This window comes from Brevundimonas sp. AVps31, assembly GCF_058681355.1.
Genome location: NZ_CM178736.1, coordinates 2,459,815 through 2,485,562, shown reverse-complemented (window position 1 = coordinate 2,485,562; position 25,748 = coordinate 2,459,815). Strand labels below are relative to the sequence as shown.

The 25,748-nt window shown below is 67.9% G+C and carries 24 protein-coding genes and 1 pseudogene; 11 read left to right on the top strand and 14 right to left on the bottom strand.

Annotated elements, in window-relative coordinates; genetic code table 11:
- Nucleotides 1–53 precede the first annotated feature (53 nt).
- The 3 genes from ACW174_RS12160 to ACW174_RS12150 form a co-directional block, all read right to left on the bottom strand.
- Nucleotides 54–3,083, bottom strand: a complete 3,030-nt coding sequence (locus ACW174_RS12160; protein ID WP_492014684.1) for a TonB-dependent receptor — start codon at nt 3,081–3,083, stop codon at nt 54–56.
- The gene (locus ACW174_RS12155) at nt 3,083–4,144 is read right to left on the bottom strand and encodes a LacI family DNA-binding transcriptional regulator (RefSeq protein WP_492014683.1); all 1,062 of its coding nucleotides are present in this window, start codon (nt 4,142–4,144) and stop codon (nt 3,083–3,085) included. The genes ACW174_RS12160 and ACW174_RS12155 overlap by 1 nt, the downstream gene beginning before the upstream one ends.
- A 213-nt stretch (nt 4,145–4,357) precedes the next feature.
- A complete protein-coding gene (locus ACW174_RS12150) occupies nt 4,358–5,893 on the bottom strand; it encodes a carboxylesterase/lipase family protein (RefSeq protein WP_492014682.1) in 1,536 nt (511 codons plus the stop codon).
- 118 nt (nt 5,894–6,011) lie between these two features.
- On the opposite strand from ACW174_RS12150, the gene ACW174_RS12145 reads away from it, so the two are divergent.
- Both ACW174_RS12145 and ACW174_RS12140 read left to right on the top strand, forming a co-directional pair.
- Nucleotides 6,012–7,529, top strand: coding sequence for a sensor histidine kinase (locus tag ACW174_RS12145; RefSeq protein WP_492014681.1), 1,518 nt, complete (start codon nt 6,012–6,014; stop codon nt 7,527–7,529).
- On the top strand, nt 7,522–7,899 hold the full coding sequence (locus tag ACW174_RS12140) for a response regulator (RefSeq protein WP_492014680.1): 378 nt from the start codon (nt 7,522–7,524) through the stop codon (nt 7,897–7,899). The genes ACW174_RS12145 and ACW174_RS12140 overlap by 8 nt, the downstream gene beginning before the upstream one ends.
- 89 nt (nt 7,900–7,988) lie before the next feature.
- On the opposite strand, the gene ACW174_RS12135 is transcribed toward ACW174_RS12140, so the two are convergent.
- The gene (locus ACW174_RS12135) at nt 7,989–9,569 is read right to left on the bottom strand and encodes a phytoene desaturase family protein (protein WP_492014679.1); all 1,581 of its coding nucleotides are present in this window, start codon (nt 9,567–9,569) and stop codon (nt 7,989–7,991) included.
- A gap of 58 nt (nt 9,570–9,627) precedes the next feature.
- Nucleotides 9,628–10,524, bottom strand: a complete 897-nt coding sequence (locus ACW174_RS12130; RefSeq protein WP_492014678.1) for an AraC family transcriptional regulator — start codon at nt 10,522–10,524, stop codon at nt 9,628–9,630.
- 153 nt (nt 10,525–10,677) lie between these two features.
- On the opposite strand from ACW174_RS12130, the gene ACW174_RS12125 reads away from it, so the two are divergent.
- Entirely contained in the window at nt 10,678–11,562 is an 885-nt protein-coding gene (locus tag ACW174_RS12125; protein ID WP_492014677.1) for an oxidoreductase, read from the top strand.
- Here the strand turns inward: ACW174_RS12125 and ACW174_RS12120 are convergent.
- The 6 genes and pseudogenes from ACW174_RS12120 to ACW174_RS12095 all read right to left on the bottom strand — a co-directional run bounded on the left by ACW174_RS12120 (nt 11,546) and on the right by ACW174_RS12095 (nt 18,689).
- Nucleotides 11,546–12,256 (bottom strand): L,D-transpeptidase, encoded by a 711-nt coding sequence (locus ACW174_RS12120; protein ID WP_492014676.1) that lies wholly within the window; start codon nt 12,254–12,256, stop codon nt 11,546–11,548. The two genes, ACW174_RS12125 and ACW174_RS12120, sit on opposite strands and share 17 nt — an antisense overlap.
- A gap of 2 nt (nt 12,257–12,258) precedes the next feature.
- A complete protein-coding gene (locus tag ACW174_RS12115) occupies nt 12,259–14,733 on the bottom strand; it encodes a two-partner secretion domain-containing protein (RefSeq protein ID WP_492014675.1) in 2,475 nt (824 codons plus the stop codon).
- Nucleotides 14,733–15,461, bottom strand: coding sequence for a ShlB/FhaC/HecB family hemolysin secretion/activation protein (locus ACW174_RS12110; RefSeq protein WP_492014674.1), 729 nt, complete (start codon nt 15,459–15,461; stop codon nt 14,733–14,735). The genes ACW174_RS12115 and ACW174_RS12110 overlap by 1 nt, the downstream gene beginning before the upstream one ends.
- Nucleotides 15,462–15,640: 179 nt before the next feature.
- Nucleotides 15,641–16,357, bottom strand: a pseudogene (locus ACW174_RS12105) (POTRA domain-containing protein); the annotation flags it as partial.
- A gap of 687 nt (nt 16,358–17,044) precedes the next feature.
- Entirely contained in the window at nt 17,045–17,506 is a 462-nt protein-coding gene (gene queF / locus ACW174_RS12100) for a preQ(1) synthase (protein ID WP_492014673.1), read from the bottom strand.
- A gap of 31 nt (nt 17,507–17,537) precedes the next feature.
- Nucleotides 17,538–18,689: a M24 family metallopeptidase gene (locus ACW174_RS12095; protein WP_492014672.1), complete on the bottom strand. Its 1,152-nt coding sequence runs from the start codon at nt 18,687–18,689 to the stop codon at nt 17,538–17,540.
- An 88-nt stretch (nt 18,690–18,777) separates the two neighbouring features.
- Between ACW174_RS12095 and ACW174_RS12090 the strand changes: the two genes are divergently transcribed.
- The 8 genes from ACW174_RS12090 (at nt 18,778) to ACW174_RS12055 (ending at nt 23,015) form a co-directional block, all read left to right on the top strand.
- Nucleotides 18,778–19,266, top strand: a complete 489-nt coding sequence (locus tag ACW174_RS12090; RefSeq protein WP_492014671.1) for a TonB family protein — start codon at nt 18,778–18,780, stop codon at nt 19,264–19,266.
- A 74-nt stretch (nt 19,267–19,340) separates the two neighbouring features.
- The gene (locus tag ACW174_RS12085) at nt 19,341–20,273 is read left to right on the top strand and encodes an NAD(P)H-dependent flavin oxidoreductase (protein ID WP_492014670.1); all 933 of its coding nucleotides are present in this window, start codon (nt 19,341–19,343) and stop codon (nt 20,271–20,273) included.
- A gap of 35 nt (nt 20,274–20,308) precedes the next feature.
- A complete protein-coding gene (locus ACW174_RS12080; RefSeq protein ID WP_492014669.1) occupies nt 20,309–20,995 on the top strand; it encodes a TorF family putative porin in 687 nt (228 codons plus the stop codon).
- Nucleotides 20,996–21,027: 32 nt separating this feature from the next.
- On the top strand, nt 21,028–21,240 hold the full coding sequence (locus tag ACW174_RS12075) for a hypothetical protein (RefSeq protein ID WP_492014668.1): 213 nt from the start codon (nt 21,028–21,030) through the stop codon (nt 21,238–21,240).
- Nucleotides 21,241–21,401: 161 nt separating this feature from the next.
- On the top strand, nt 21,402–21,614 hold the full coding sequence (locus tag ACW174_RS12070; RefSeq protein ID WP_492014667.1) for a cold-shock protein: 213 nt from the start codon (nt 21,402–21,404) through the stop codon (nt 21,612–21,614).
- Nucleotides 21,615–21,864: 250 nt separating this feature from the next.
- The gene (locus tag ACW174_RS12065) at nt 21,865–22,077 is read left to right on the top strand and encodes a cold-shock protein (protein ID WP_492014666.1); all 213 of its coding nucleotides are present in this window, start codon (nt 21,865–21,867) and stop codon (nt 22,075–22,077) included.
- 74 nt (nt 22,078–22,151) lie between these two features.
- A complete protein-coding gene (locus tag ACW174_RS12060; protein ID WP_492014665.1) occupies nt 22,152–22,409 on the top strand; it encodes a hypothetical protein in 258 nt (85 codons plus the stop codon).
- 81 nt (nt 22,410–22,490) lie between these two features.
- The gene (locus ACW174_RS12055; RefSeq protein ID WP_492014664.1) at nt 22,491–23,015 is read left to right on the top strand and encodes a hypothetical protein; all 525 of its coding nucleotides are present in this window, start codon (nt 22,491–22,493) and stop codon (nt 23,013–23,015) included.
- Nucleotides 23,016–23,019: 4 nt separating this feature from the next.
- On the opposite strand, the gene ACW174_RS12050 is transcribed toward ACW174_RS12055, so the two are convergent.
- From ACW174_RS12050 to ACW174_RS12040, 3 genes are read right to left on the bottom strand one after another with little or no spacing between them, the layout of a single operon-like run.
- A complete protein-coding gene (locus ACW174_RS12050; RefSeq protein WP_492014663.1) occupies nt 23,020–24,183 on the bottom strand; it encodes a cystathionine gamma-synthase in 1,164 nt (387 codons plus the stop codon).
- A complete protein-coding gene (locus tag ACW174_RS12045; protein ID WP_492014662.1) occupies nt 24,180–24,953 on the bottom strand; it encodes a dienelactone hydrolase family protein in 774 nt (257 codons plus the stop codon). The genes ACW174_RS12050 and ACW174_RS12045 overlap by 4 nt, the downstream gene beginning before the upstream one ends.
- Nucleotides 24,940–25,746, bottom strand: coding sequence for a dienelactone hydrolase family protein (locus tag ACW174_RS12040; RefSeq protein ID WP_492014661.1), 807 nt, complete (start codon nt 25,744–25,746; stop codon nt 24,940–24,942). The genes ACW174_RS12045 and ACW174_RS12040 overlap by 14 nt, the downstream gene beginning before the upstream one ends.
- Between the last annotated feature and the right edge of the window lie 2 nt (nt 25,747–25,748).

Genomic DNA, 25,748 nt, shown 5'->3' with positions numbered 1-25,748 from the left:
GAGTGTAGTCCCCCGCGGGCGGCCCGAAAGCCGCCCGAGGGTCGCAGCTGGCCTTACCAGGAGTAGCGCAGGCCGACCTGGAAGCTGCGGGTCGGCTGGTACTGGGCGTTCGGACGTCCGAAATTGGGGCTGTTGAAGCCGCCGTCGAAGCCCGAATAGTTCTCGAAGTCGAAGATATTGATGGCGTCGAAGATCAGTTCAACGCGGTCGCCGTAGGGCACGTCGAACGCCTTCGTCAGACGGAGATCCACCTGACGGAAGGCCCAGGCGTTCGGAATGATGAAGTCATGCTTCTCGGGACGGCCGCCGTTCCAGCAGATGTTCGGGTTGGACGCCGTCGGGCAGTCGAAGACGTTGTAGGGCAGGCCCGAACCGAGGGTCAGGATGCCCGACAGACGGAAGTCCATCGGCAGACCAACGATGCCGGTGGCGACGATGCGGTGCCGCTCGTCCTGCGCCGTCGGGAAGGTCGGCGACTGGCCCGGGGTGTTGTAGTCGAAATCGAAGCCGGCGATGCCGCCGTCACGGCTGCCGTTCCGTTCGGCGTCCGCCAGGGTGTAGGCGAAGGTCATCCCCCAGTTGCTGGCGGTATCGAACGGCTTGTCGACCGTCACATACATCGCCTTGAACTCCTGCTCCGCGTCGTTGTTCGCGTAGAAGATCAGGTCCCGGAACTCGGGGTGACCGACGTCAACCGGGCTGGGACCGTCGAAGCGGCCGCCCGTCTCGGTCAGGGCGTTGGCGATGTACCAGGCGAACAGGTTCTTGGACTTGCCGTAGGCGAAGGTCACCGAGCTCTGGAAGTCTCCGAACTTCTGGCGGACACCGAAGTTGAACTGGTCGGTGACCGGCGGCTCCATGTCGTTGTTGAGCAGGAACAGTTCGCCCGAACCGGCCACGCTGGCCAGCAGCGGATCAAGGCCTTCCGGGGTCAGGTAGATCGGGTTCCAGGCGACGGTGTTCTGGCCGCCGCGCGGGCCGCCGGCCTGCGAGAAGTAGATCGTCTTGTTGGTCTGGAACGGCTTGAAGCGCTCGTCGAACGAGAAGTTGAAGCCGACCCGGTCGTAGTAGCGACCGGCGCCGCCGAAGACGACCGTCTGCTCGTCGCCAAACACATCGTAAGAGAAGCCAATCCGCGGCTGCCAGGCGCCGGTGAAGGCGTCGCGACCGTCGGTGATGTAGTCCTCCGGATTGAAGTAGGAGGGGAAGTCATAACCCGGCAGCGCCTGGATCGCCCGCAGCGTCTCGCGGATCGCGGTCGGCGTCGAGTAATCGTTGTTCATGGCGTTGTCTTCGTAGTCCCAACGAAGACCGAGGTTGATCTCAAGCTTTTCGGTGATCTGCCAGTCGTCCTGGATGTACAGGCCGAAGACGTTGTTATCCACGTCCGCCGGCGGGACGTAGACGCCCAGATCCACCTGCACCGGGATATCGCGGCTGCCGTTGATTTCCGGGCGGGCGTCGATGTCGTAGGTGAACTGCGGGTTCCGACCCAGTTCCTTCTCGACGAACATGTTCTGCGCCGAGAATTTCACGCCCATCTTCAGCGTGTGCGATCCCATCCACTCCAGATCGCTGAACGTCAGGTCGTTGCGGAAGGTCCAGTTGCGCTGGCGGATGTTCTGGTTGTTGGTGCCGCCGCCGGTCGAGAAGATCGTCTGGCCGCGGTTGCCCGAGTTAAACTGGAAGCCCGCGGTCACCGGACAGATCACGGGGTTGTCCCCGTTCGGCGTGCCCGGGACGCAGTTATCGTTATAAATGATGTAGTTCCGACCATACTCGTCGAAATTCAGCGAGGTCGGGTTGTAGGTGTATTCGAAGAAGTCGACCGACGCCTCGTTCAGGAAATTGTCGCCCTGATACTGGTGACGGATATTGAGCGACTTGGTCTCGGCGTTGACTTCATCAGCACGCGAGAAGGCCTGGGTGCCGCCGCCGAACCGGATGTCGGCCTCGGTGCGGTAGGTCGCGCTGACGTCCAGACGCTGGCGATCGTCAATCGACCAGCTGAGCTTGCCGAAGAACAGGTCTTCCTCGAACGGGGTCGAGAACGTGCCGACGTCGCTGGCGAACAGCGGGGCGTATTCCGAACGCGTGACGAAGACGTTGCTGGCGCGGGTCTCGTCCTTGCGCTCATAGGTCAGGAAGTAGTGCAGGCGATCTTCGATGATCGGACCGCCCACCGACAGGCCCCACTGCAGGCGTTCCAGCTCCGGCTTGGGCTCACCCCGCTCGTCGGAGAACGAGTCCTGCGAGATCCAGTCCTGGTTCTGGTAGCTGACGAACAGGTCGCCCGAGAAGTCATTGGTGCCCGAGCGGGTGATCGAGGTGATGATCGAGGTCGAGGCCTGTTCGTACTCGGCCTTGAAGTTCTGCGAAATGACGCGGAATTCCTGCACCGCGGCCTGCGGGAAGGGGTTGCCCCGGCTGTCGTCCTGCCCGGCCACGCCGCCGTCGATGATGGTCGACTTCTGGTTCTGGCCGTCGATGAAGACGTTGATCGCCTGGGCGCCCTGACCGCCGGCCGAGATGGTCCGTTCAGTCTCGCCTTCCGTCACCCGCACGCCCGGAGCCAGGGCGGCGAAGCTGAGGAAGTTGCGGTTGATCTGGGGCAGGTTGTTGATCTGGGTCTGGCTGACGTTGGTCGCCACTTCCGGGGTGCGCACCTCGAAGACGCGGCGGCCGGTCACGACCACGTCGCCCAGTTGGGCGGCATCGGAATCGGCTGCCGCCGTCTGGACAGCGACATCGAGATCAAGGGTCGCCACCTGACCCAGCGCCAGGGTGACGTTGTCGGTCGTGGTCTGGCCATCGGCCGTCGTGACGTCGATGCGATAGCTGCCCGGGCGCAGGCCGCTGAAGACATAGCCGCCGTCGGCGGCGATGCGGCCGCGCGTGACATAGCCGGTCGCCGTTTCGGTCGCCAGGATCGTGCCGCCGGCCTCGGCGGTCGCGCCTTCATAGACGGTGCCGCGCAGCGTCGAGCTGGCCACCTGCGCACTGGCCGCTCCGGCGGTTCCCAGCGCGATGGCCATGGCGAGGGCGGAGGCCGCCCCCAGATATTTTCCTGTCTTGCTCGTCATCAAAGTTTCTCCCCTTCAAGAGACATTTTCTGAACGTCGGTCGGCGCCGCGCCGGAGGCTCCGGACGGCGAAATCAACGGATTACTGGAAGCCCTCACCACCAGCTCCGGGCGCACGACCTCGCAGGCGGTGTCGACGGCGGATCCGATGAGTCTCACAAGCCGTTCGAGCGCATTGCGGCCCATCTCGGCGATCTCGATTTTCAGCGTGGTCAGGGCTGGGCGCACCAGCCCGGCCAGCGGAATGTCGTCGAACCCCACCATGGCCACGTCCTCGGGCACGCGCAGTCCGGCGTCCTGGAAGGCCAGCAGGGCGCCGACGGCCATGTTGTCGTTGGCGGCGAAGACGGCGTCGGGGCGATCGGTCCGCGCGGCCAGTTTCGCGCCTGCTTCCTCACCCGACACCTTGGTGAAGGCCCCGTCCACGACCATGGTCGGCAGGCCGGCGGCGGCCATGGCCTGCACATAGCCCGCCAGCCGCGCCTCGGCCTCAAGGTTGCCCGCGGGTCCGGCGATATGGGCGATGCGGCGACGCCCGGTGGCGATCAGGTGCTCGACCGCGGCGACCGCGCCGCCGTGATTGTCGACGACGATGGAGGGGCGGCCGTCGGCTGGCACGCCGCCGTTCATCAGCAGCACGGGCATCCGCCCGGCCAGTCCCGAGGCCAGGTTGGCGGCGCCGAGGTGCGGCGACAGCACGATCAGCCCGTCTACCCGGCCACGCATGGAGCGGATGGCGGAAGAGGCTTCATCGGCGTCGTCATGCGAGGACGAGACGATCAGGTGATAGCCGTGCGCCCGCGCGGCGAGATCCATGCCGCGGATCAGCTCCGAGAAGAACTCGCCATACAGGTCCGGCAGGATCACGCCGACGGCGCTGGTCTTGCTGGTCGACAGGCTGCGCGCGCCGGAATGCGGCACATATTGCAGGGCCTCGACGGCCTCCAGCACCCGCTGCCGGGTCGCCTCGGTGACCGGTCCGGCGCCGTTCAGGACGCGCGAAACCGACGCCACGGACACGTGCGCGCGTTCGGCGACATCACGGATGGTCGCGGGCTTCAAGCCTGACCGCCCGCGCCCTGAGGCTGCGTGGTTGAACGGAACAAAAAGGGTCTCCCTGCCGAACACCCGATCCCGGCCCGCTTTTCGCGAGTCCGTCCGAAGCATCGTGTAACCGATTACATGACATACGATTCACATGCCCCGCAAGGGCCGGATTTTCGCCACAAGCGCTGCGAGGCGTCCTGTCGCAGGGTGAGCAGGGGCTTCGGGGACCTACCGAATGCGGCCGTAATAGGCCTCGATGAGGTCCAGACGGTCCTTGAACGGTATGGCCTTGGCTACCGGTCCGTCGTTGGTGAACTCCAGCAGGCGGTCTCCCTCGGCCCCCACCTCGGGCCAGGCGGGATGATCTCCGCCGTTGGGGTTGCCGGTGGCCGCGAAGCGCGTCCAGTAGTCGGCCATGGCCGACGCCTGTCGCTGGTCCATTTCTTCCGTCGGCCAGGGCGAAGTCGCCAGATTGTCAAACACATACTGCCGCTCGGACGCATGGGTGGCCCCCGCATGCGGCTCAGGCATGGCGGCCGAGACGACGTCGAACCGGTACAGGAAGGCCGGGGCGCCGTTGGCCGCATGCAGACGCGCCAGGTGCCGCGCGGGCTCACTGAACACCAGGTCGCTGAGAACATGGGCATTGTACCCCGCCTCCCCGCCATAGGCCGCCAGGAAGGCCGCCCGCTCGTCCGGCGTCATGGCGTCATCGATGGCGCCGTAGGGCGAAATATCGGTCGGCTTCATCCACCAGAATTCGGCGCTGTTGGAGCCGATGATGAAGGGCACCAAGGCCTCCCGTCCCGCGGCGAAGGCGGCTTCGACGTCCTCGGAGATGAAGACGCCGTCCTTCACGATCAGGTCGCCGCCGTAGAAGCTGGGGGCCGGCGCGAGGAAGCGTTCGGCCGGAACCGCGCGCAAATCCGCCGCAGTGGCGGCGGGCAGGCCGAGCTCCAGGGCGAAGGCCACCCCCCGCTCCTGCATCGACGGGTCGCCGTTGAGGCGGGGCTGATCCGGGGGCGTCCCCTGCTCTCGCCCCAACCCGGACTGCACCACCGCCTTGTGAAACAGGCCGCGCGCCTGCGGGGCGATCATCAGCCGGGTGACCAGCACCCCGCCGGCGCTCTCGCCGAAGACGGTGACATTCTCTGGATCGCCACCGAAGGCCGCCGCATTGTCGCGCACCCACTCCAGCGCCGCCACCACGTCCATCAGACCATAGTTGGCGACCGGCTCGCCCGGCGCGCGCTCGGCCGCCAGCGCCGGATGGTCGAAGAAGCCCAGCCGGCCAAGCCGATAGTTGAGCGTCACCACCATCACATCGCGGCGCGCCAGATTGGCGCCGTCATACAGGGCCGCCGTGCCCGAACCGTTGTTCAGTCCGCCGCCATGAATCCACACCATGACCGGGAGGGGCGCCGTATGGTCGGACGGGACCCAGACGTTGAGGTTCAGGCAGTCCTCGCTCATCGGCAGGGGTCCGACGCCGGGGTCGCCGTTCGACGGCGGCTGGATGCAGATGGCGCCCACCTGCCCCGCATCCCGCGCGTCGGTCCAACCCTGGGCGGGGGTCGGAGGCCGCCAGCGCGCGGCGCCGACCGGCGGCGCGGCGTAGGGGATGGCCCGGAAGCTGTCGATCCCGTCCACGTGCCGCCCCACCAGCACGCCCTGGCTTACAGTCACGCGCGGATCGTTCACGACGGAAGGGGTCGTTTGCAGGGGAGCCGTCATCAGGGTGGCCGCGAACAGTGAAGCTATCATTCGGTCACACTAGCCCTGGCGCCCGGCGTGGCTCAAATGACGAAGAGTTTTCTGTTTTCCGCGCTCTGGAACCCGGGGCGTGCGAAAGCGTTACCATACATAGAGCGTGGGGATCAGTTTGCGTGAATTGGCGAAATCGGGCGACCTCAGGGTCGACTTGGCGAGCGCGTTTGACGCCTCGCCCAATCCGTATGTGCTGATCACGCCTGACCTGCGCATCGCCGGGGTCAACCAGGCCTATCTGGACGTCACCCACAGCCGGCGCGCCGACATCATTGATCGCCCCCTGTTCGCGGCCTTCGACTCCGGGCCCGGCGTCGAGGCCCCCGAGAACGTCCGGCTGGTCCAGGCTTCGCTCGAAAAGGCCCGCGACACGCGCCAACGTGATCATCTGGCCATGGTGAAATTCTCCATCCGGCGGGCGGGTGAGAATGGACAGGCCGAGTTCGAGGACCGGTTCTGGAGCGCTACCCACACCCCCATCCTGGATACGGCGGGCGACGTGGTCTTCCTGCTGCAGCACACCACCGACATCACGGAATTGCAGGCGCTCAGGGCACAGGCGACGAGCGCCCCGGGATCGCCGGCGCTGGATCTGCTGGGCGGGGCGGTGCTGGGCCGCGCCCAGGCGGTTCAGGCCGATAACCAGCGTCTCGAGACCGAACGCAACCAGCTGCACGACATGTTCATGCAGGCGCCCGGGTTCGTCGCCGTGCTGGCGGGCCCGGACCATGTCTTCCAGATGCACAACCCGGCCTACACCCAGTTGATCGGCCACCGCGCCATCGCCGGCAAGCCGATCCGGGAGGCCCTGCCCGAACTGGTCGGTCAGGGCTATTACGAGTTTCTGGACAGCGTCTATGTCACCGGCGAACCGCACGAGGGCCGCGCCAGCCGGGTCCAGCTTCAGCGCTCGCCTGACGGGCCGCTGGAAACCGTCTATCTGAACTTCATCTATCAGCCGATCCGCGACGGGTCAGGCAAGGTGGCGGGGATCTTCGTGCAGGGACACGACGTCACCGACATCGTGCTGGCCGCGGACCGGCAGAAGCTGATGATCGACGAGCTGAACCACCGGGTGAAAAACACCCTGGCCACCGTGCAGTCGATCGCCATGCAGACGGCGCGGTCGCACACCGATCCCAAGACCTTCGCCGAGGGGTTCCAGGCCCGGCTTCTGGCGCTGTCGCACACGCACGACCTGCTGACCCGCAGCCATTGGGAGGGCGCCGACCTGCGCGCCATCCTTGAGCATGAGACCGAGGCCCATGGTCCACAGAGGATCAGCCTGGTCGGCGCACCGGTGGCGCTGGGCCCGGCGGCCGCGCTGTCGTTGGGAATGATCTTCCACGAACTGGCCACCAACGCCGCCAAATACGGCGCGCTGTCCGGGCCGGAAGGCCGGGTGATGGTTGACTGGGCCGTGGCCGACCTGACCGATCCGAAACTCCACCTGACCTGGCGTGAGATCGACGGCCCGCCGGTCAGCGAACCGACGCGCCGCGGCTTCGGCAGCCGGCTGATTGAGCGCAATGTCCGCCATGATCTGGCGGGCGAGGTGAAACTTGAGTACGCGACTTCCGGCTTCGCTGCGGAGTTCATGGTCCCATTGGACCGGGGAGATGGGAATGACTGAAGCTCTGTCGGGTCGCCGCGTCCTGATCGTCGAGGATGAATCCCTGGTCGCCATGCTGCTGGAGACGATTCTGGAGGACATGGGCTGTACGCCCGTCGGTCCCGCCGCCAACATCGACGAGGGCCTGAGGCTGGCCACCGACGGCGAGCGCCTGGACGCCGCCCTGCTGGACGTGAACGTGGCGGGCCGTCAGGTCTTCCCGGTCGCCGAGGCGCTGAAAGAACGCGGCATCCCCTTCGTCTTCTCCACGGGCTACGGCGAAGGCGGCCTGCCCGACGAATGGCGCGGCCAGCGCACAATCCAGAAACCCTTCACCGAAGCCGCTGTGCGCGATGCGCTGATGGCGGCGATGGGCGTGGCGGACGTCTGAGGCAGCAGGCAGCAGGCAGCAGGCAGCAGGATTTCAGAGCGGCGCCGGCAGGAAACGCTTCTGCTTAATGCTGCCTGCTCACTGCCGCCTCACTTGAGATCCTTCAGCACCGCCCGCGCCGCATTATGGCCCGGCGCACCGGTCACCCCGCCGCCGGGGTGGGCGCCGGAGCCGCACAGGTAGAGCCCCGAAACCGGCATGCGGTGATCAGCGTGGCCCAGCACGGGGCGGGCGCTGAACAACTGGTCCATCGTCAGCCGGCCGTGGAAGATGTCGCCCCCGACCAGGCCGAAGCGCCGCTCCAGATCGCGCGGGCCCAGCGCCAGCCGTCCGAGCACCGAGGCCTTGAAGCCCGGCGCGTGGCGATCGACCGTCTCGATCATAAGGTCCGCGATCGTGTCGCGGTGTTCGTCCGCCAGCGTCGGATCGACATGCTGGCAGAACAGGCTGGCGACATGCTGTCCCGGCGGCGCGAGACTGTCGTCCAGGGTCGAGGGGATCAGCATCTCCACGATCGGTTCGGCTGACCAGCCGTTCAGCCGCGCGGAGGCGTGGGCCCGGTCCATGTAGGCCAGCGACGGGGCGATGATGATGCCCGCCGTCAGGTGATCCCCCTGCCCCGGCAGGCTGGTGAAGTTCGGCAGTTCCGACAGGGCCACGTTCATGCGGAAGGTGCCCGAGCCCGACTGGTAGTTGCCGATCCGCGCACGGAAGTCCGCCGGGACCACGGCGTCGTCGACCAGCCGCTCGAACAGCAGCCGCGGGTGCAGGTTGGACACCACGGCCCGCGCCCGCACCACATCCCCGCCTTCAGTGACCGCTCCCACGGCCCGGCCCTTCTCCGTCAGCACCTCGGCTACGGCCGTCTCCAGCCGCACCTCGACGCCCACCTCGGCGCAGGCCCTCGCCATCGCCTGGGTGATCGCCCCCATGCCGCCGAGGGCGTGGCCCCAGACGCCCTTCTTGCCGTTGACCTCGCCGAAGACATGGTGCAGCAGCACATAGGCCGAGCCCGGCGTGTAGGGACTGCCGTAGGCGCCGACGATGCTGTCGAAGCCGAACAGGGCCTTGATCGGATCGCTCTCGAACCAGCCGTCCAGCCAGTCGCCCGCCGACTTGGCGAACAGGTCCAGCAGGTCGCGCCGCCCCTCCACGTCCAGCGCCGCCGCCTGCCGCCCCAGCGACGCCCCCTTCAGCAGTTCGGGCAGCATGGCCGTCCAGCCGCCCTCGACCACATTGGGCGGGCTCTTCAGGATCCAGTCGCGCAGGATCGACGCCACCACCTCCAGCCGCCGCTCATAGTCGGGCAGCCGCGCCGCATCCCGGGCCGAAAACTTCGCCACCTCCCCCTGCGTCCGCCCCTCCCCCGCCAGCAGGTAGCGGCCGTCGTCGAACGGCAGGAAGTTGGCGACCTTGCGTTCAACCACCGTCAGCCCGTGCCGGGCCAGCGCCATGTCGGCGATGACCTTCGGGTTCAGCAGGCTGACGGTGTAGCTGGCGGTCGAGTTTCGGAAGCCCGGATGGAACTCCTCCGTCACCGCCGCCCCGCCGGCCACAGACCGCCGTTCCAGCACCGTCACCTTCAGCCCTGCGCGCGCCAGATAGAAGGCGCAGACGAGGCCGTTATGGCCCCCGCCGAGGATGACGACGTCGGTGGTGGTGGTGGTCATGGTCCCTCCGGCCTCGACCTCTAGCGGGTCTGACCTGCCCGGCAAGTCGGATGGCGCATCACACCGCCACCGCCAGCGTCGGATCGGCCCGCATCCGCTCCAGATCGCGGCCCGGCGGGCGGCCGAACAGGCGGGCGTATTCGCGGCTGAACTGGGAGGGGCTGTCGTAGCCGACGGCGAAGCCCACGCCCGCCACGTCGCGTCCCCGGCTGAGCAGCAGGGTGCGCGCCTCCTGCAGCCGCACCTGCTTCTGGTACTGCAGCGGGCTCATCGCCGTGACCGCCTTGAAGTGGCGGTGCAGCGAGGTCTCGCTCATCCCCGCCACCTCGGCCAGCCGCTCGATCCGCATCGGCTCGGCATAGTGCTGGCGCAGCCAGCGGACGGCGCGGCGCACCTGGTCCAGCCGCCCGCCCCCGGCGCCGATCTGGCGCATCATCTCGCTCCGTTCGCCGGTCAGCAGCCGCCACATCAGCTCGCGCCGGATCAGGGGCGCCAGCACCGGCGCCTCCGCCGGCCGGTCCAGCAGGCGCACCAGACGGATGACGGTGTCGATCAGGTCCTCGTCCATCGCGCTGACCGCCAGGGCCCGCACCGGCGCGGCCTCCGGCGCGGCGCCCCCCGTCTCGACCATCAGTTCGGCGATCACCGCCGGGTCCAGCGGGATGCCGATGGCCAGATAGGGCGCCGCGATCACCTGTCCGCTGACCGGCAGGTCGGTCGACACCACCAGATACTGCCCGGCGCGATAGGGATGGCTTTCGGCGCCCAGGACCGTGGTCTTGGCGCCTTCCAGGATGAGGCACAGCATCGGCTCATAGACCACCGGCTGCGCCTCGGTGACGACGGTGCTGGCGATGACCTGGAGCCCCGGCAGGGTCATCGGCCCCACGCCCTCGGGCAGGGCGCCGTCCGTATGGCGACGGACCAGTGCGACGAGTTCGTGCAATCGGCTCATGACGACACCCAAGGCCTGACTGTCCCGGAACGCAAGCCACCGCCCGCGCGTGACGCCGTCATTGGCAGAATCGTGCAAGAGCTTGGCGCCATCTGTCTACGTCCGCGGCGCGGTGCGGGACCATAACGGGGCTCCCAACCAAGGAGCCTTCCCATGACCGCCCCCACTCCAAAAACCTGGCTCGTCACCGGCGCCTCGCGCGGCCTCGGCGCCGCCATCGTCCGCGCCGTTCTCGACGCCGGCGACCGCGTCATCGCCACCGCCCGCAACCGCGACGTCCTGACCGAAGCCTTCGGTCCCGACAGCGACCGGCTGCTGTCCGTCTCGCTTGACGTCACCGACCCCGCCGCCGCCAAGGCCGCCGTCGACGCGGCGCTGGCCGCCTTCGGCCGGATCGACGTGCTGGTGAACAACGCCGGCTACGGCCACCTGTCGGTGTTCGAGGAATCCACCGCCGAGGACGCCCGCGCCCAGTACGACACCAATGTCTTCGGCCTGATGCACGTCACCCGCGCCGTCCTGCCGGTCATGCGGGCCCAGCGGTCGGGCCGCATCTTCAACGTCTCCTCGGTCGGCGGCATCGTCGGCGGGGCCAGCGGGACCCTGTACTGCGCCTCCAAATTCGCGGTCGAGGGCTTCTCGGAGTCGCTCGGCCAGGAGGTCGCCGCCTTCGGCATCCAGGTGACCGTGGTCGAGCCCGGCTTCTTCCGCACCGACTTCCTGGAGCCGACCTCGGTGAAGCACGGCTCGACGCCCATCGCCGACTACGCCGAGGCCTCGGCCGCGCTGAAGACCTTCTACGACAGCCGCAGCCGCAATCAGGCGGGCGATCCCTACAGGCTGGGGCAGGCGCTTATCACCCTCGCCGTCGCCCCGCAGCAACCGACCCGATGGGCCGCCGGCACGGACGCCCTGGGCATGGTTCAGGCCAAGATCGCCAGCCTGCAGGCCGAGCTCGACGCCTGGCGCGACCTGTCGGCCGGCACCGACGGCGACTTCGACTTCCGCGAGGAGGCCGGCTCTAGCGACTGGGGCTGAGGAGACGCGAGGCGGGATCCGGGGCGGGCGGCGCCCCCTGGGTCCCGCCCCCGGTGTCCGCCGTCCGACCGAAAAACTCGGCTTCCATCGAACGGGTCTCGGGCAGCACATAGACGATCCCCTCCCCGCTCTCGAACAGGGGGCGGATAACGGCCGCATAGAAGGGCGCGGGCACGTTGATGCAGCCGTAGGAGATGCGGTTGTCCGCGCCCCCGGGACTGTCCAGCCGCGCCTGACGCTGCTCCGAGCGCCGGGCGGTGGCGACGGGATGCAGCGAGATCGCGTCCTCGTAGTCGACCCAGAGAACCACATGGCCGCTCAGGTTCTCGCCCAGCCGGGCGACGAACCGGCCGGCGGGCGTGATGCGGTCCGCCGGACCGATATCCGCCAGCGCCCGGTCGCCGATCCCGGGCGGGGAATCATCGCCCGTCGCGAGGCCCAGAAGCGCAGGCGCGGCCTCGATCAGCAGGCCCTCGGCGTCATAGGCCGCGACCCGGCCTTCCCGCTTGTCCACGATCACGAACGCCAGACCCTGGTTGTCGCCGGTCTTCAGCACCCAGCTCCGCAGGTCTTCGCTGGCCGCCGTGGCCCCCGGGGCGACCGCCGCGTCTCGGCCGCCCGCCGAAGCGGCCGGCGCCGACAGCAGCAGCGCGAACACCATCGCCGTCAGGGCCGATCCGGAGCCGACCGCCATGATCAGTTCCGGTCCTGCTTGCGCGGACGCTCGGGTACCGGGGTCATCGGACGCGGAGCTTCCGGATAGGGCGTGACCGTCTCCGGTCCCGGCGTGTTTTCCGGCGCAGGCTGATCCGACGTCGGCGCATCGGGGGTCGGCTGATCGCCCGTCGCATCGGGCAACGACGGCTGATCCGCCGACGGCGGGTTTCCGCCGCCTGTGTCCGGCCCCGGCCCTTCGATCGACGGATAGTTGGGCGAGGTCACCCCGCTGTCCACCACAACCAGGTCCAGATCGGGCGTATAGGTCCCGCCGCTTCCCGGGCCCGTGCCCGGAGAGGTCGGGAAGGGGGTGTACGGGCCCACGGGGGTGACCGGGGGAACGACCGGCGGTGTGACAGGCGGAATGACGGGCGGCGTCACAGGCGGGACGACGGGCGGCGTGACCGGGGGCGTGACCGGCGGCGTGACGGGCGGCGTCACAGGCGCGGGGGCGATCGTGCCCCGGGTTCTGAACGTCGAGACGCAGCAGGACCCGGCAAGCGCATAGTTCGCCGCATCGGGGCCGGTCAGGCTGTAGCCGCTGTAGGTGATGCCGACATCCGCGCCCGCTGTGGCGCTGTCGAAATTCGCGGTCGCGCCGGGTCCGGCGACCAGGCTGACCCCGGTCGGCAGACCGGATGCGGCCGTGGTGAGGAAGCCGGTCAGGGTGGTCGCGGTCGTGCCGTCGAAGACCCGTCCGCCGTCAGGGAACAGCAGCATACGCTGGGTCAGCGTCGCCCCCTCGGTCAGAACGAAGTTAATCAGATAGTCGGTCGGCGCGGCATAGGAGACCGGATTGTAGTTCAGGGTCGCCGGGGCGTTTGTCACGGTGGTCGGCGGCGCGAGCGTACTGAAGATAATCGTTCCGCCCTCCGGTCCCGGCCCTGTGCCGTCAGCCCCCGCGATAATCGTCAACCCGATCGGAAGGCCCAGGCTCTGGGCCGGTATGGTAGTGCCGCGCGTCAGGGTCACGGCGGCGTCGATGTGCACGTCATGGCCCGCGCACAGGGCGATATTGCCGTCCGTCGTGGTGATGGCGTGGAAGACCCGGACGTCCCGCCCGGCGTTCAGCAGCACGCTGCCATTGACGGTGGTGATCGGCGCGTTGACGTTCACATCCCGCCCGCAACAGGCCACCAGATTGCCGTTGGTCGCGGTGATCGAAGCGTTGATATTCACGTCCCGGCTGGCGTTCAGCGTCAGGGTCGTCGGCTCGCCCGAGGCGGTCCAGGCGATGGCGTCATTGACGAAGATATCCCCGTTGCCGGGCAGGCTGGCGCCGGCGCCGGTCAGGGTGCTGATCACGACGTTGGTGGTCACCAGCTGCGCCGACAGGGTCGCGCCGGAAATATTGCCCCCGGCGCCGATGGTGAAGTCCTGCGGATCGATCAGCCAGGTCCCGGTCCGCCCGGTGCGGGCCTCGGTCGAGATGCGCACGCCGTCCGCGATGCGGACCGTGCCGCCGGAGGTTTCGATGAAGCCGCCGTCGCCGCTGTCAGGGGCGCTGGCGTCCAGCGCGCCGCCGACATTGACCGTGCCGCTCGCCATGTCCGCCAGCAGCAGGATCACCCCCTCGCGCTCGCCGACGGTGCGGGCCTGGATGACGCCGGTATTGTTGACCACGGTGTTGAGAAGCGCGCCCGCCCCCTGGGTCGTCATGATCACATAGCCGCCATCGGCCTGCAGCAAGCCGCCGTTGCTGACGAGCGCGCCCACGGCGCCGGTATCGACGACCACATTCAGCAGGCCGTCGCCCGCGAAATCGAGCGTGACCGCCTCGCCCGCCGCCATCACGATGGTCCCCAGGCGAGCCTGGATCGCGCCGTTATTGACCACCTGCCCGCCCAGCAGGGCCACATAGCCGCCGCTGCTGTTGATCACGCCCTCATTGACGACCGAACCGGCGCGCCCGGCGAAGGTCAGGCCGCCCGCCATGAAGTCCGCGTCGCTCATGCCCATGGTCGAGGCGACCAGCCCGCCCACGTTCACCTGGGCGCCCCGGCCGAACAGGATGCCGTTTGGATTGATCAGGAAGACCTGGCCGTTCGAGTTCAGGTTGCCCATGATCACCGACGCATCCGCGCCCAGCACCCGGTTCAGCGCGACCGAGGCGCTGTTGGGCTGCACGAAGTTGACGGTGTTGTCCCGACCGATCGAGAAGCTGTTCCAGTTGAGCGCCACGTTCTGGCTCGACTGGTTGACGGTCAGGGTGTTGCCGGAGGTGGTGACCGTCGCCGCCCCTCCCACCACGGTCCCGCCGGTCGGCAGGGTCTGCGCCGTCGCGGTCGTCCCGAGCGAAAGCGCCGTGACGAGGCCGGCGAGCATGGTCGAGGCGGCCAGCAGCCCGCGTCGGTTCGCGCGACCCGGACCGGGGGACGGCAGTTTCGGATCGTGACGGGTCATGAGAGCATCCTGCGAGGTGTGGGGAGCGGCGTGGCGGGTGCGAGCGGTCATCAGAACAGCTGCACGATCTGGAACGAGACACGGTCCCGGCGATCGGGGCCGGAGGTGACGATCTGGTCGCCTCTTCGCGCCCAGGTGACGCGGGCGATCAGGTTGGAGTCGCCCTGCCACACCAGCCCCGCGCCGGCGCCGCTGCGCTCTTCGCTGTTGGAGCCGGGGAACCAGGGGCTCCGGGCGACATCGACCTCGCCCCAGTCCACGAAGGCGATCGCCTGCAGGCTGCCGGGCAGCGCGGGCGCCCATTGATCAAGGACCAGACGGGCCTCGACCGTGGCGACATAGCCTTCGTCGCCGTAGGCTTCGCCTTCCGGATAGGCCCGGACGGCATAGGCGCCGCCCAGCTCCATCTTCTCTGTGCTGTCCAGGTTGGCGGTGGCGATCTGGCCGCGCAGCGCACCGTACAGCGACAGCGGACCGCCAATAATCTGGGTGCGGGCAAGGCTGTATTGCAGCTTGCCGAAGCCGCCCTGGCTCCGGGCGGTGGCGGCGTCCGCAGCGCGTTCCAGCGGCGACCGGATGTCGAGATCGCCCGCGGTCCAGCTCACCGACCAGGCGGTGACCCCGCCCCGACCGAAATCGTCAACCGCGTCACCGCGCAGGCCGAAGGTGGCCGCGTTGACCGTCTTGCGGCCCGACTGGGCCACGAGGTCGATGTCATCCCGCAGCCATTTGTGATCGAAACCGCCGAACAGGGTGATGTTGGTGCGGCGCGAACGCACGATCGGATAGCTGGCGAAGACGCCGAGAATGTCCGCCGAGCCGCCGGCGTCGCGATGCCGACCGTGGTCTCGCCGAACGGCCCTTGATAGGCGGCCCGCCCGTAGGCCAGACCATGGCCGGACGCGAGGAGTCGCAGGCTGGCCAGATCGCCCGCGCCCGTGGGGTTGTTCAGATTGACCGAACCGCCGAACCGATATCGTCCGGTGTAGCGGTCGCCGACGTTGTCGGCTTCAAGGCTCCCCGACACCCGCGGACCATCGGCCAGCTGCACCGTAAGGTCGGAGGTTCCGGGCACAGCGCCCGGCGACAGGGTGGATTGCACGATGACGCCCGGCGTGTCCGCCAGCAGCAACAGCGACCGCTCCAGCGGCGCGATGGCGATCACTTGTCCCGATTGAAGCGCGGGACGGTCCAGCAGCGCCGACGCCACGGCGTCATTCAGACGCGAGCCGTTGCGCACGGTCTGTTCGCCATAGCGCCCCTCGACCACAGCGATGGTGACGATGCCGCCGGCGATCTCCTGCGGCGGCAGATAGGCGCGGGCGAGGAAGTAACCGTTCCGGGTGTAGAAGTCGGTGATCTCCGCCGCCGCGTTGCGAAGCTCCGCGAGGGTCAGGTCGCTGCCCGGAGCGATGCCCGCCAGCGCGACCAGTTCGGCCTCCGGATACAGGGTCGCGCCCGTCACCCGGACGCCTTCGACATGGATGCGCGCGCCCTCTGTCACCGGCTCGCGCGTCGGTTCCGGCTCCGGGAGGTCGATGCGGCTCTGCGGCTCCGCCCTCGGCTGCGGCGGAATCTGCTGCACCAGAGTTCCCGCATTCGGCAGGGTTTGTTGCGCGTGCGCGACCCCGGCCGCCCCCAACAGGGCCGCCGTCAAAAGGCTCAGTCTCAACATTTGGATCTCGAAGCGCCGCCGCAGGATTCAGGGCGTGGCGGCCCCCCAGCAGCAGGGCGCTCTCACGTAACGATTGAAGTTTTTGACGGGCGCTTGGCGCAAGCACGCGAACGGATCGCGCCTTGCGGAAAATATTCGGCGTGACGCCGATCTGCCGGGCCTTCTTCACGCGACACGAGATCGCGACAGCACCAAGAACGCCGCTATCGGAATCCGGTTCCCGTTCGGCGACTATCGATCAGACGAATTCAAGACGAAGGCGTTCGATGACCCTGTATCCACGCCGCCCGCGACTTGCCGAACTGCGACGCATGTTCAAATGTCGGCTACAGGACACAATCGAAGTCAACAATCAGACAGCGGGTTATTTGAGTAGAGATTGAACAACCCTGCGATCAATGCCCCCTCGGCGCGGCGATCCCGAGTGTTTTTTTAAAGGATCAGGCGAGAGGCAAACCGAGGCCACGCCAGACGGCATACACCCGGCAGTAGTTGTCTTTGGTCTTCACTCCGTGCGGGCGCAGTACACACGGCAAACGCTCAATGGACGGGGCGCGTCTTTTGGTAGGACCAGTCCATATTTGAAAGTTGACCGACGAGGACCGGCTGCCGCGGGTTGGTCATTCAAATCCGGACTCGACCAGCAAGCCCTTCACAGGCGAAGCGCGACCGACACAGCCCTGGCCGTCACCCTCGTCCGCGATAGGTCGGCACACCCTGGTCGGGAAGCCACAGGCCTTCGGGCGGCGCCCCCGTCTGCCAGAAGACGTCGATCGGGATCCCGCCGCGCGGATACCAGTAGCCGCCGATGCGGAGCCATGTCGGGTCCAGCAGTTCCGCCAGTCGCTTGCCGATGGCGACGGTGCAATCCTCGTGGAAGGCGCCGTGGTTGCGGAAGCTGGTCAGGTAGAGCTTCAGCGACTTCGACTCCACCAGCCAGGGGCCGGGGGCATAGTCGATGACGATGTGGGCGAAGTCCGGCTGGCCGGTGACGGGGCACAGGCTGGTGAACTCCGGGGCCGTGAAGCGGGCCAGATAAAGAGTGTCCGCGTGCGGGTTCGGCACCCGCTCCAGCACGGCGGTTTCCGGGCTGGTCGGGGCGGCGGTCATCTGGCCGAGCTGGTGCAGGCCTGTGGTGTCGGTGGTCATGGCGTCGCTCTAGCGATTTCGTGGGCTTTCGTCACGCCGTCAGAGGCGCGACACCTCTGAACGGTTCGTCCAGATCGGGCTGCGGCTGCGTAAACCATTTCGGACCGTCGGCGGTCATGTGGAAATGATCCTCCAGCCGGATGCCGAACCGGCCGGGCACGACGATCATCGGTTCGTTGGAGAAGCACATGCCGACATCCAGCAGGGTCCGGTCGCCGCGCACCAGATTGGGCGCTTCATGGATGTCCAGACCGATGCCGTGACCGGTCCGGTGCGGCGTGCCCGGCAGTTCATAGTCCGGCCCCAGCCCGGCGCCCTTCAGGAAGGCTCGCACCGCCGCGTCCACCGCCTCGCACGGCTCGCCCAGCCGCGCGGCGTCGAACGCCGCCGCCTGCGCCGCCTGTTCCAGATCCCAGATGCGGCGCACCTCGGGCGTCGGCTCGCCGAAGACAAAGGTGCGCGTGATGTCGGCGTTGTAGCCGTCCAGGGCGCAACCGGTGTCGATCAGCACCACGTCGCCCTCTTTCAACTCCGGATCGCCCTCCCCGCCATGCGGCAGGGACGTATCGACCCCGAACGAGACGATGCAGAAGGTGTTGCCGCCGTCGGCGCCCAGCGCGCGATGCTGACGGTCGATGAAGGCCGCGACGTCGGACCCCCGCATCCCGGCCTGAAGGTGGCTGTGAGCGCGGCGGTGCGCCTCCAGCGTCAGCGCCTTGGCCCGCGTCATCAGAGCGATTTCGGCCTCGGACTTGCGGGCCCGCAGCGGCGTGATGAGCGACGCCGTCCCGCGCAGTCGCTCGACACCCAGCGCCTCCGCCAGTCCCAGCCAGGCGAACACCGGCGCCTGCTCATCGACGGCCAGCACACCGGTCGGGACCGCGTCGGCGACCAGGGCATAGGGGCTGTCATGCTCTTCCCAGGTCAGGAACTCGCCCGGCACGCCGACGGCGCCGCCCACCTTGTCCAGTTCGAAGCGTGGACAGATGTAGGTCAATGGTTGTCCGGGCCGGACCAGCGCTGCGATCATCCGCTCCGACCGGCCCCAGACCAGACCGGTGAAGTAGCGCAGGCTGCTGGTCGCATCGACCAGCACAGCCGCCACCCCTTGCGCCTCCATCGCGGCCTCCAGCCGGTCCAGCCGCTGACGGCGTTCCTGCAGGGTGATCGGCGGCGGGGTCATGGGCGGTCTCATCAGCAGCGGAGCGACTTGCCTGCCCCCGTCACGCCGGGGCATGAGGAGAGCAGTGATCTGTGGGGGAGATAGAGACATGGGCGGACGTTTTCAAAGGCTGGGAGCCGTCTTCACGGTCGTCGCGAGCGTCCTGACCGTCGTGCCTGTCGCGGCGCAACAGGCCAAGCCCAAACCGGGTGCGGAAACCCCGCCGCCGCCCGTTCTGATCGCGCCGCGCCCCCGGCCTGGCCCGCCTCCCGCGGCGCGCCGTCCGAGCGTCATCACCAATCCGAGCTGGGCCACCCGCCCTTCGCCCGAGTATCCGGCGCTGGCGATCACCAACGGCGTCACGGAAGGGCGCACCACCCTTCAGTGCGTGGTCAACCCCGACGGGTGGTTGTCCAACTGCCAGATCATTGACGAGACGCCCGCAGGCCACGGGTTCGGCCAGGCCACGCTCGCCGCCGCCGCGCGGGCCCGCATCTCTCCGCGCACCGTCGACGGCGCCGCCGTCGGCTCAAGGGTCCGGTTCACGGTCCGGTTCCTGATGCCTCTGGCGGAGCCGCCCGCCCCCTCTCCGCGCTGACTCGCCGCTTTTCAGATTTGCCTTCCCCTGCGTCCCCCCGCTATCCGTAGCGAAAGACAACCCGGGGAAACGTCATGGCCATTCCGGCTTCGCTTCAAAAAGGTCTCAAGCTGCCGGTGATCGCGGCGCCCATGTTCCTGGTCTCCGGACCGGATCTGGTGGTCGAGACCTGCAACGCCGGAGCCATCGGCACCTTCCCGTCGCTGAACCAGCGCACGACCGAGGGCTATCGGGAGTGGCTGCATGAGATCAAGGGCCGGCTGAACCCCGACGCCGCAGCCTTCGGCGTCAACCACATCGTCCACCCGACCAATCCCCGCCTGATGGCCGACATGATGGTCTCGGTCGAGGAGAAGGTGCCGCTGATCATCACCTCGCTGGGCGCGGTGCGGGATGTGGTCGATGCGGTGCACGGCTACGGCGGTCTGGTCTTCCACGACATCGCCAACGTCCGTCACGCCCGCAAGGCGGCGGAAGCGGGCGTCGACGGGCTGATCCTTGTCGCCAACGGCGCCGGGGGCCACGCGGGCATCGTCAATCCCTTCGCCCTGATCGAGGAGGTGCGCAGCTTCTACGACGGGACCCTCATCCTCTCGGGCTGCCTGTCCACCGGGTCGGATGTCGCCGCCGCCCTGATGATGGGCGCCGACTTCGCCTATATGGGCACCCGCTTCATCAACACGACCGAAGCCATGGCCCCGGACGCCTACAAGGACATGATCATCGACTCGGGCTCGGCGGACATCGTCCACACCCCCGCGGTGTCGGGCATCCCGGCCAATTTCATGACCAAGTCGCTGGTCGAGAACGGCATCGATCCGAAACACCTGCCCGAGCACAAGCTGGATATGGCCGATGAGGCCAAGGCCTGGAAGACGGTCTGGTCCGCCGGTCAGGGCGCGGGCGCGATCCATGACGTCCTGCCGGCCGGTCAGCTGGTCAGCCGCCTGCGCGACGAATTCGCTCAGGCTACGGATCGGTTCGCCAAGAAGACCGCTTTCATCTAGGAACGCCTCGCGCCCTTCGCGCGTCTGGAGGTTCCATGATCCGTACACTGACGCTCGGCCTTCTGGCCTCCGCCGTCCTCGCCTCGCCTGCGTTCGCGCAGGACGCGGGCGACTGGACCGTTTCGTTCGGCGCGGCGACCGACAACAGGTCCAAGGACGCCTCCAAGTCGATGGGCGATCCCTACGCCTGGGCGGGCGCGGAATGGGAAAGCGCGTCCGGCGCCTTCTATGCCGGGCCGGGCTTCGAGACGATCAAGAGCTCGACCGGGTCGGAGCTGGAGCTGGAGCTCGGCGGCGGCTGGCGGCCGCAGGTCATGGGCTTCGACCTCGATCTGAATGCGACCTACAAATACCAGGTCGACGCCGACCCGGGCGCGGACGACACGGCCTGGGAGTTTACGGCGGACGTCAAACGCTCCATCGGCCCGGCCAGCGCCCGCTTGCGCCTGCAGCATTCGCCGGACGGCACGGGCTCGACCGAAGCCTGGACCTGGGCGTCGATCCGGGGCGGCTGGGACTTCACCGACAAGCTGACCGCGAGCGCCGAAATCGGCCGTCGCGAGCAGGACAACAGCGTGGACTACACCGGCTGGAATGCGGGCTTCAGCTACGCCCTGACCCGCAATATCGAGGCCCAGGTGCGCTATCACGACACCGACGCCGATGCGAATAATCCGCAGTACGCCGACGCTGTCGTGGCCGGGGTCAGCTTCGCCTTCTAGGATTCCGGGCCGAAAGCGCCCATATGGGCGTCATGACTTCACATCGACCGACCACCCTTGAACGCGCTTATGCCCTGGCGCGCGAAGGACGGTGCCGCACCGTCAGCGACATCAAACAGGCCCTCTCCTCGGAAGGCTTCGACCGCATCCAGGACTCCCTGTACGGGCCCACGCTCAGCGCCGACCTGCGCAAACTCTGCCAGGCGAACTACGTCCCGCCGGTCGAGGAAGACGCGGGGGCCTGACCCCATCTTGCTTTCGACGTCCATCCGGTTCAAAAGGGCGGACGTCGATCTCTCTGCGAACCGTCTTCCTCTGCTTTCGCCCGAGGTCCAGCCGCTCCCATTCAGACCCGACAGGCTTCCAGGCGCTATTGTCTGGAGCCAACGCCAAGTGGAGGTCTATTATGGCTACCGGCACCGTTAAGTGGTTCAACTCGACCAAGGGCTACGGCTTCATTCAGCCGGACGACGGCGGCAAGGACGTCTTCGTCCACGTGTCGGCCGTTGAAGCGGCCGGCCTGCGCGGCCTGGATGAAAACCAAAAGGTTTCCTACGAACTCGAGCGCGACCGTCGCTCGGGCAAGGAATCGGCTGGTCAACTGAAGACCGAAGGCTGAGTTCCCGCGTCGGCCTCCGACGCGTGACTTTCGAACGGCGGCGTTGGTCTCGGACCGACGCCGCCGTTTTCGTATCTGGACATCGGGCTTGCTATTTCCTGCGATAAGGCCCACCTGTGTGTCGTCGATCTCTCTGCGAAACGCTGCTGTCCCTTTGCACCGCGCACCGAGGTCCAAGGCCGATCCCAACCAGACCCGACAGGCCGTTCAGGAGATCCTTCCTGCGGCCAATGCTTGTGGAGGTCCTGAAATGGCTACCGGCACTGTGAAATGGTACAACCCGACCAAAGGCTACGGCTTCATCGCTCCCGATGATGGCGGCAAGGACGTCTTCGTCCACGCTTCGGCTGTCGAGGTCTCGGACCTGGGCTCGCTGAACGAAAACCAGAAGATCTCGTACGAGATCGAGCGCGACCAGCGCTCGGGCAAGGAATCGGCCGGTCGCCTGAAGGCCGCCGAATAGTTTCGAACCCACGGGAGGACCGGTCGCCCTACGGCGCCGGTCCTTTCGATCTTTCAGTTTTCCACGAGAGTCCCATGCCTTCGCTCGCAGATATGATCCCGACCATGAGCGATCCCGACCTCAAGGCCCTGCGCGCCAACGCCCAGCGTCTGGCCGGCAGCGGTTCACCGGTTCAGGCCGCCAACGCCGCCGACACCCTGTATCGGATCGACAACGAACTGACCCGTCGCGAGGCCCTGCCCAAGGTCAAGAAGACCCGCGCCCCGGCCAAGAAGAAGGTCGTCCCCGCGTCCGGCCACCAGACCGCCCTGCCCTCTTCCAAGCCTGACTGAAGCCTTTCTATCGCCATTGGCGTTGTGCGATGATGCCTGGAGCCGGGAACGTCCGGCGGGTGACATCCGAAAGGTGAGACCATGCTTTTGATGGCCCTGCTGGCGCTGGCCGCCGCTCCCCAGGATGCCGGTCCGCTTGAGCCCGGTCGCACGGGCAAGCTGCAATGCTACGGTCCGAACGTCTCCGCAAAGACCTGCACCGCCATCGGCGGCTACCGGTTCGATCCTGACGGCTCGATCTGGAATATCGCCCGCAACCAGATCAGCGCGGCGCCCGCGGTCGTCCTGCACGCCACGGGCCGGGTCTACGTCAAGGACGGCGCGGAGTGCGCCCGGTCCGAGAACCGTGAGCAAGAGATCACCGGCATCGACGTCAGCGGCACCCCGCTTGAGGGCGAGCCGCTGAACGCTCTGCGCCGGCAGATCGCCGCCAACATCGGCGCCGTGTTGGGCAACGGCGAGTTCTGCAGCACCTATACCCCGAACCCGGACGGCACGATGCGCGCCTCCGTCAGCGTCGATGGCGTCGCCCGCCCCGAGTTCGAAAGCACCGTCCTGTGGATCGAACCGGACGCCGGCTGGAGCCTGGCCCTGCCGGCGGGCTGAGTCCTCAGCCCAGCGCCTGATCCAGATCGCCGATCAGGTCGTCCAGATCCTCGACGCCGACGGACAGCCGGATCAGGTTTTCGGTCACGCCGCCGGCCTCGCGCACCTCTTTCGGCACACTGGCGTGGGTCATGATGGCCGGGTGGTTCACCAGGCTTTCGACGCCGCCCAGCGACTCCGCCAGGGTGAAGACCTGAACGCGTTCCAGCACCTGCTTCGTCCGTGACAGATCGCCGTCGATCAGCACCGTGACCATGCCGCCGTAGCGCCCGTTCATCTGCGTCGCCGCGAGGCTGTGCTGCGGATGGCTGATCAGGCCCGGGTAGATGACCCTGGCGATCCCCTTGCGCGCTTCAAGCCAGCGGGCGACGGCCAGGGCGTTCTCGTTGTGCGCCTTCATGCGCAGGCCCAGGGTCTTGAGCCCCCGGTTCGCGAGGAAGGCGTCGAAAGGCCCCATCACGCCGCCGACCGAGTTCTGGAGGAACTTGATTTCCTTCGCCAGGTCGGGGTCAGCCGTCACCAGCGCGCCGCCGATGATGTCGGAGTGACCGTTCAGGTATTTGGTGGCGGAATGCATGACCACGTCGGCGCCGAGCTTCAGCGGCTGCTGGCTCCACGGCGTGGCGAAGGTGTTGTCCACGATCAGCAGCAGGCCATGGGCCCTGGCGATCTTTGACAGGCCGGCGATATCAGCCAGCTTCATCAGGGGATTGGTGGGCGTCTCGGCCCAGATCATCTTGGTCTTCGGTGTGATCGCCGCCTCAACGGCGTTCAGGTCGCTGAAATCGACGTAGCTGAAGTCCAGCCCCATAGACCGGCGGCGCACGCGCTCGAACAGCCGCCACGAGCCGCCGTACAGGTCGTCGCCGGTGACGATGTGCGACCCGGCGTCCAGCAGCTCCAGCGCCGTCGAAGTCGCCGCCATGCCGGAGGCGAAACCGAAGCCGTGGGTGCCGCCCTCAAGGTCCGCCAGGCAGGCCTCGAACGCCTCCCGCGTCGGATTCTTGCCCCGCGCATACTCATACCCCTTGTTCACGCCCGGGCTCTCCTGGGCATAGGTCGAGGTGGCGTAGATCGGCGTCATCACGGCGCCCGTGGTCGGGTCCGGTTTCTGGCCGGCGTGGATGGCGCGGGTCGAGAAACCCTGGCTGTTTTTGAGCGAGCTCATGAATCGTCCTGGTCGGTGCGGCCGATGTTGCCGCCGTAAAACGCTGCAGAGCGCTCGAAGATCTCGAGCCACTGCGGGGGTGTGAACAGATGGCCCGCGCCCGCCAACACTTCCTCGCGGACGTTGACGCCCTTGTCACGCAGGAAGGTGATCCAGGACGCCGTGTTCCGGGGCAGAACGTGGGTGTCGTTACCGGCGCGGAGGATCATCACCGGGATTCGCCGCCGCGGATTGCGAGGCGGATAGACGTCGACGCCCCCCGCCAAGCCGATCGCCGCCGCGGCCCGGCTGTTGCCCAAGGCGCCGTCCACCGCGACATAGGAGCCGAGAGAATAGCCGAACATCGCGGTGCGTCGCCGGTCGACCCCGCGGGCGATGAACCAGTCGATCGCGTCCTCGCCGACATGCCGCCAGGCGTTCATCATCCGCTCGGGCCGGATGCCGTCATCGGCGAAGGCGTCGGTGAACAGCGGAGTCAGGACCTGATAGCCGTCGCCGGCGAACCGCATGGCCAGCTCGTGCCAAGGCCCGTGATTGGTGATCCGCGCGCCCGACCCGTGCAACATCACGACCGCCGCCCCGCGCCCCGCGCCCACCGGGCTGTAGTGGATGGCCCGGATCGGCTTGCGGTGACTGTCGAAGGTCATGCCCTCATAGGCGGGGGTCGGCGCGGACGTCGGCGTCGGCGTGGGCGCCGCCGCCTGCGCCCGGACGGCGCCCGGCAGCCCCGCCGCCGCGACCGCGCCCGTCAGCAGGCTACGCCGGTCCATCCGCAGCCTCCGTCCGGTTCTCCAGAAAGATCCGCGTCCTGGCGAAGACGTCGCACCACGTCCCGAGATCGTACTGATGGCCGTCGAAGTCGAGCCCCTGAACCTCGACCGTCGCGCCCAGCGACCGCAAATCCTCGGCCAGCGCCAGCGTTGAACGCACCGGCACGGCCTCGTCACGGCGGGCATGCAGCAGAAGGGCCGACAGGGTGCGCCCCTCCAGCGTCCCGTCCGTCGATCCGCCGCCGGCCGCGAGAATGATCCTGCCGGCCCGGCCGCCCGGCCCGGTCGCGGCGTCCACGGCCACCCCCGCGCCGCGCGAATAGCCCCATAGCGCCACCTGTCCCGGCGCGACGCCGGGTTCGGCCTGCAGGGCCTCCGCGGCGTCCAGCGCCGCCTGCCGCCACGCCCGCGCCGTCACCGTGCGCCGGCTCTGATCGGGCCGGGCTGCGTCGAAATAGGCGGGCAGCAGCACCCGATAACCGCGCGACGCCAGCTGGATGGCGTGGGCGTCGAACAGGATGGAGTTCATCTCGAACCCCGTCCCCCCGTGCAACAGCACCAGCCCCATCCCGTTGGCCGCGCCGCGTGGCGTGTACAGATAGGCGCGGATCGAACGCCCGCGGCTGTCAAAGCTGATCAACTCGCGCGACGCCTGCACCGCGATGTCGTCTGTGCAGCCCGGAACACCCACCTGCGGCGGAGTGCGGACGACCTGGCTTCCGGCCGGCGCGACGCCCGGACCGGCCAGAGCCAGCACGCCGCCGACAGCCAGGGCGATCCACGGCGCCCGCATCG

Excerpts from the sequence above, each read along its gene's own strand:
- queF (WP_492014673.1), bottom strand. The coding sequence starts at position 17,506 with ATGACCACCGACACCACAGGCCTGCACCAGCTCGGCCAGATGACCGCC.
- ACW174_RS12040 (WP_492014661.1), bottom strand. The coding sequence starts at position 25,746 with ATGCGGGCGCCGTGGATCGCCCTGGCTGTCGGCGGCGTGCTGGCTCTG.
- ACW174_RS12095 (WP_492014672.1), bottom strand. The coding sequence starts at position 18,689 with ATGACCCCGCCGCCGATCACCCTGCAGGAACGCCGTCAGCGGCTGGAC.
- ACW174_RS12055 (WP_492014664.1), top strand. The coding sequence starts at position 22,491 with ATGCTTTTGATGGCCCTGCTGGCGCTGGCCGCCGCTCCCCAGGATGCC.
- ACW174_RS12125 (WP_492014677.1), top strand. The coding sequence starts at position 10,678 with ATGACCGCCCCCACTCCAAAAACCTGGCTCGTCACCGGCGCCTCGCGC.
- ACW174_RS12150 (WP_492014682.1), bottom strand. The coding sequence starts at position 5,893 with ATGATAGCTTCACTGTTCGCGGCCACCCTGATGACGGCTCCCCTGCAA.
- ACW174_RS12060 (WP_492014665.1), top strand. The coding sequence starts at position 22,152 with ATGCCTTCGCTCGCAGATATGATCCCGACCATGAGCGATCCCGACCTC.
- ACW174_RS12115 (WP_492014675.1), bottom strand. The coding sequence starts at position 14,733 with ATGACCGCTCGCACCCGCCACGCCGCTCCCCACACCTCGCAGGATGCT.
- ACW174_RS12090 (WP_492014671.1), top strand. The coding sequence starts at position 18,778 with ATGGGCGGACGTTTTCAAAGGCTGGGAGCCGTCTTCACGGTCGTCGCG.
- ACW174_RS12130 (WP_492014678.1), bottom strand. The coding sequence starts at position 10,524 with ATGAGCCGATTGCACGAACTCGTCGCACTGGTCCGTCGCCATACGGAC.
- ACW174_RS12135 (WP_492014679.1), bottom strand. The coding sequence starts at position 9,569 with ATGACCACCACCACCACCGACGTCGTCATCCTCGGCGGGGGCCATAAC.
- ACW174_RS12140 (WP_492014680.1), top strand. The coding sequence starts at position 7,522 with ATGACTGAAGCTCTGTCGGGTCGCCGCGTCCTGATCGTCGAGGATGAA.
- ACW174_RS12045 (WP_492014662.1), bottom strand. The coding sequence starts at position 24,953 with ATGGACCGGCGTAGCCTGCTGACGGGCGCGGTCGCGGCGGCGGGGCTG.
- ACW174_RS12070 (WP_492014667.1), top strand. The coding sequence starts at position 21,402 with ATGGCTACCGGCACCGTTAAGTGGTTCAACTCGACCAAGGGCTACGGC.
- ACW174_RS12160 (WP_492014684.1), bottom strand. The coding sequence starts at position 3,083 with ATGACGAGCAAGACAGGAAAATATCTGGGGGCGGCCTCCGCCCTCGCC.
- ACW174_RS12075 (WP_492014668.1), top strand. The coding sequence starts at position 21,028 with ATGACTTCACATCGACCGACCACCCTTGAACGCGCTTATGCCCTGGCG.
- ACW174_RS12065 (WP_492014666.1), top strand. The coding sequence starts at position 21,865 with ATGGCTACCGGCACTGTGAAATGGTACAACCCGACCAAAGGCTACGGC.
- ACW174_RS12120 (WP_492014676.1), bottom strand. The coding sequence starts at position 12,256 with ATGGCGGTCGGCTCCGGATCGGCCCTGACGGCGATGGTGTTCGCGCTG.
- ACW174_RS12080 (WP_492014669.1), top strand. The coding sequence starts at position 20,309 with ATGATCCGTACACTGACGCTCGGCCTTCTGGCCTCCGCCGTCCTCGCC.
- ACW174_RS12050 (WP_492014663.1), bottom strand. The coding sequence starts at position 24,183 with ATGAGCTCGCTCAAAAACAGCCAGGGTTTCTCGACCCGCGCCATCCAC.
- ACW174_RS12085 (WP_492014670.1), top strand. The coding sequence starts at position 19,341 with ATGGCCATTCCGGCTTCGCTTCAAAAAGGTCTCAAGCTGCCGGTGATC.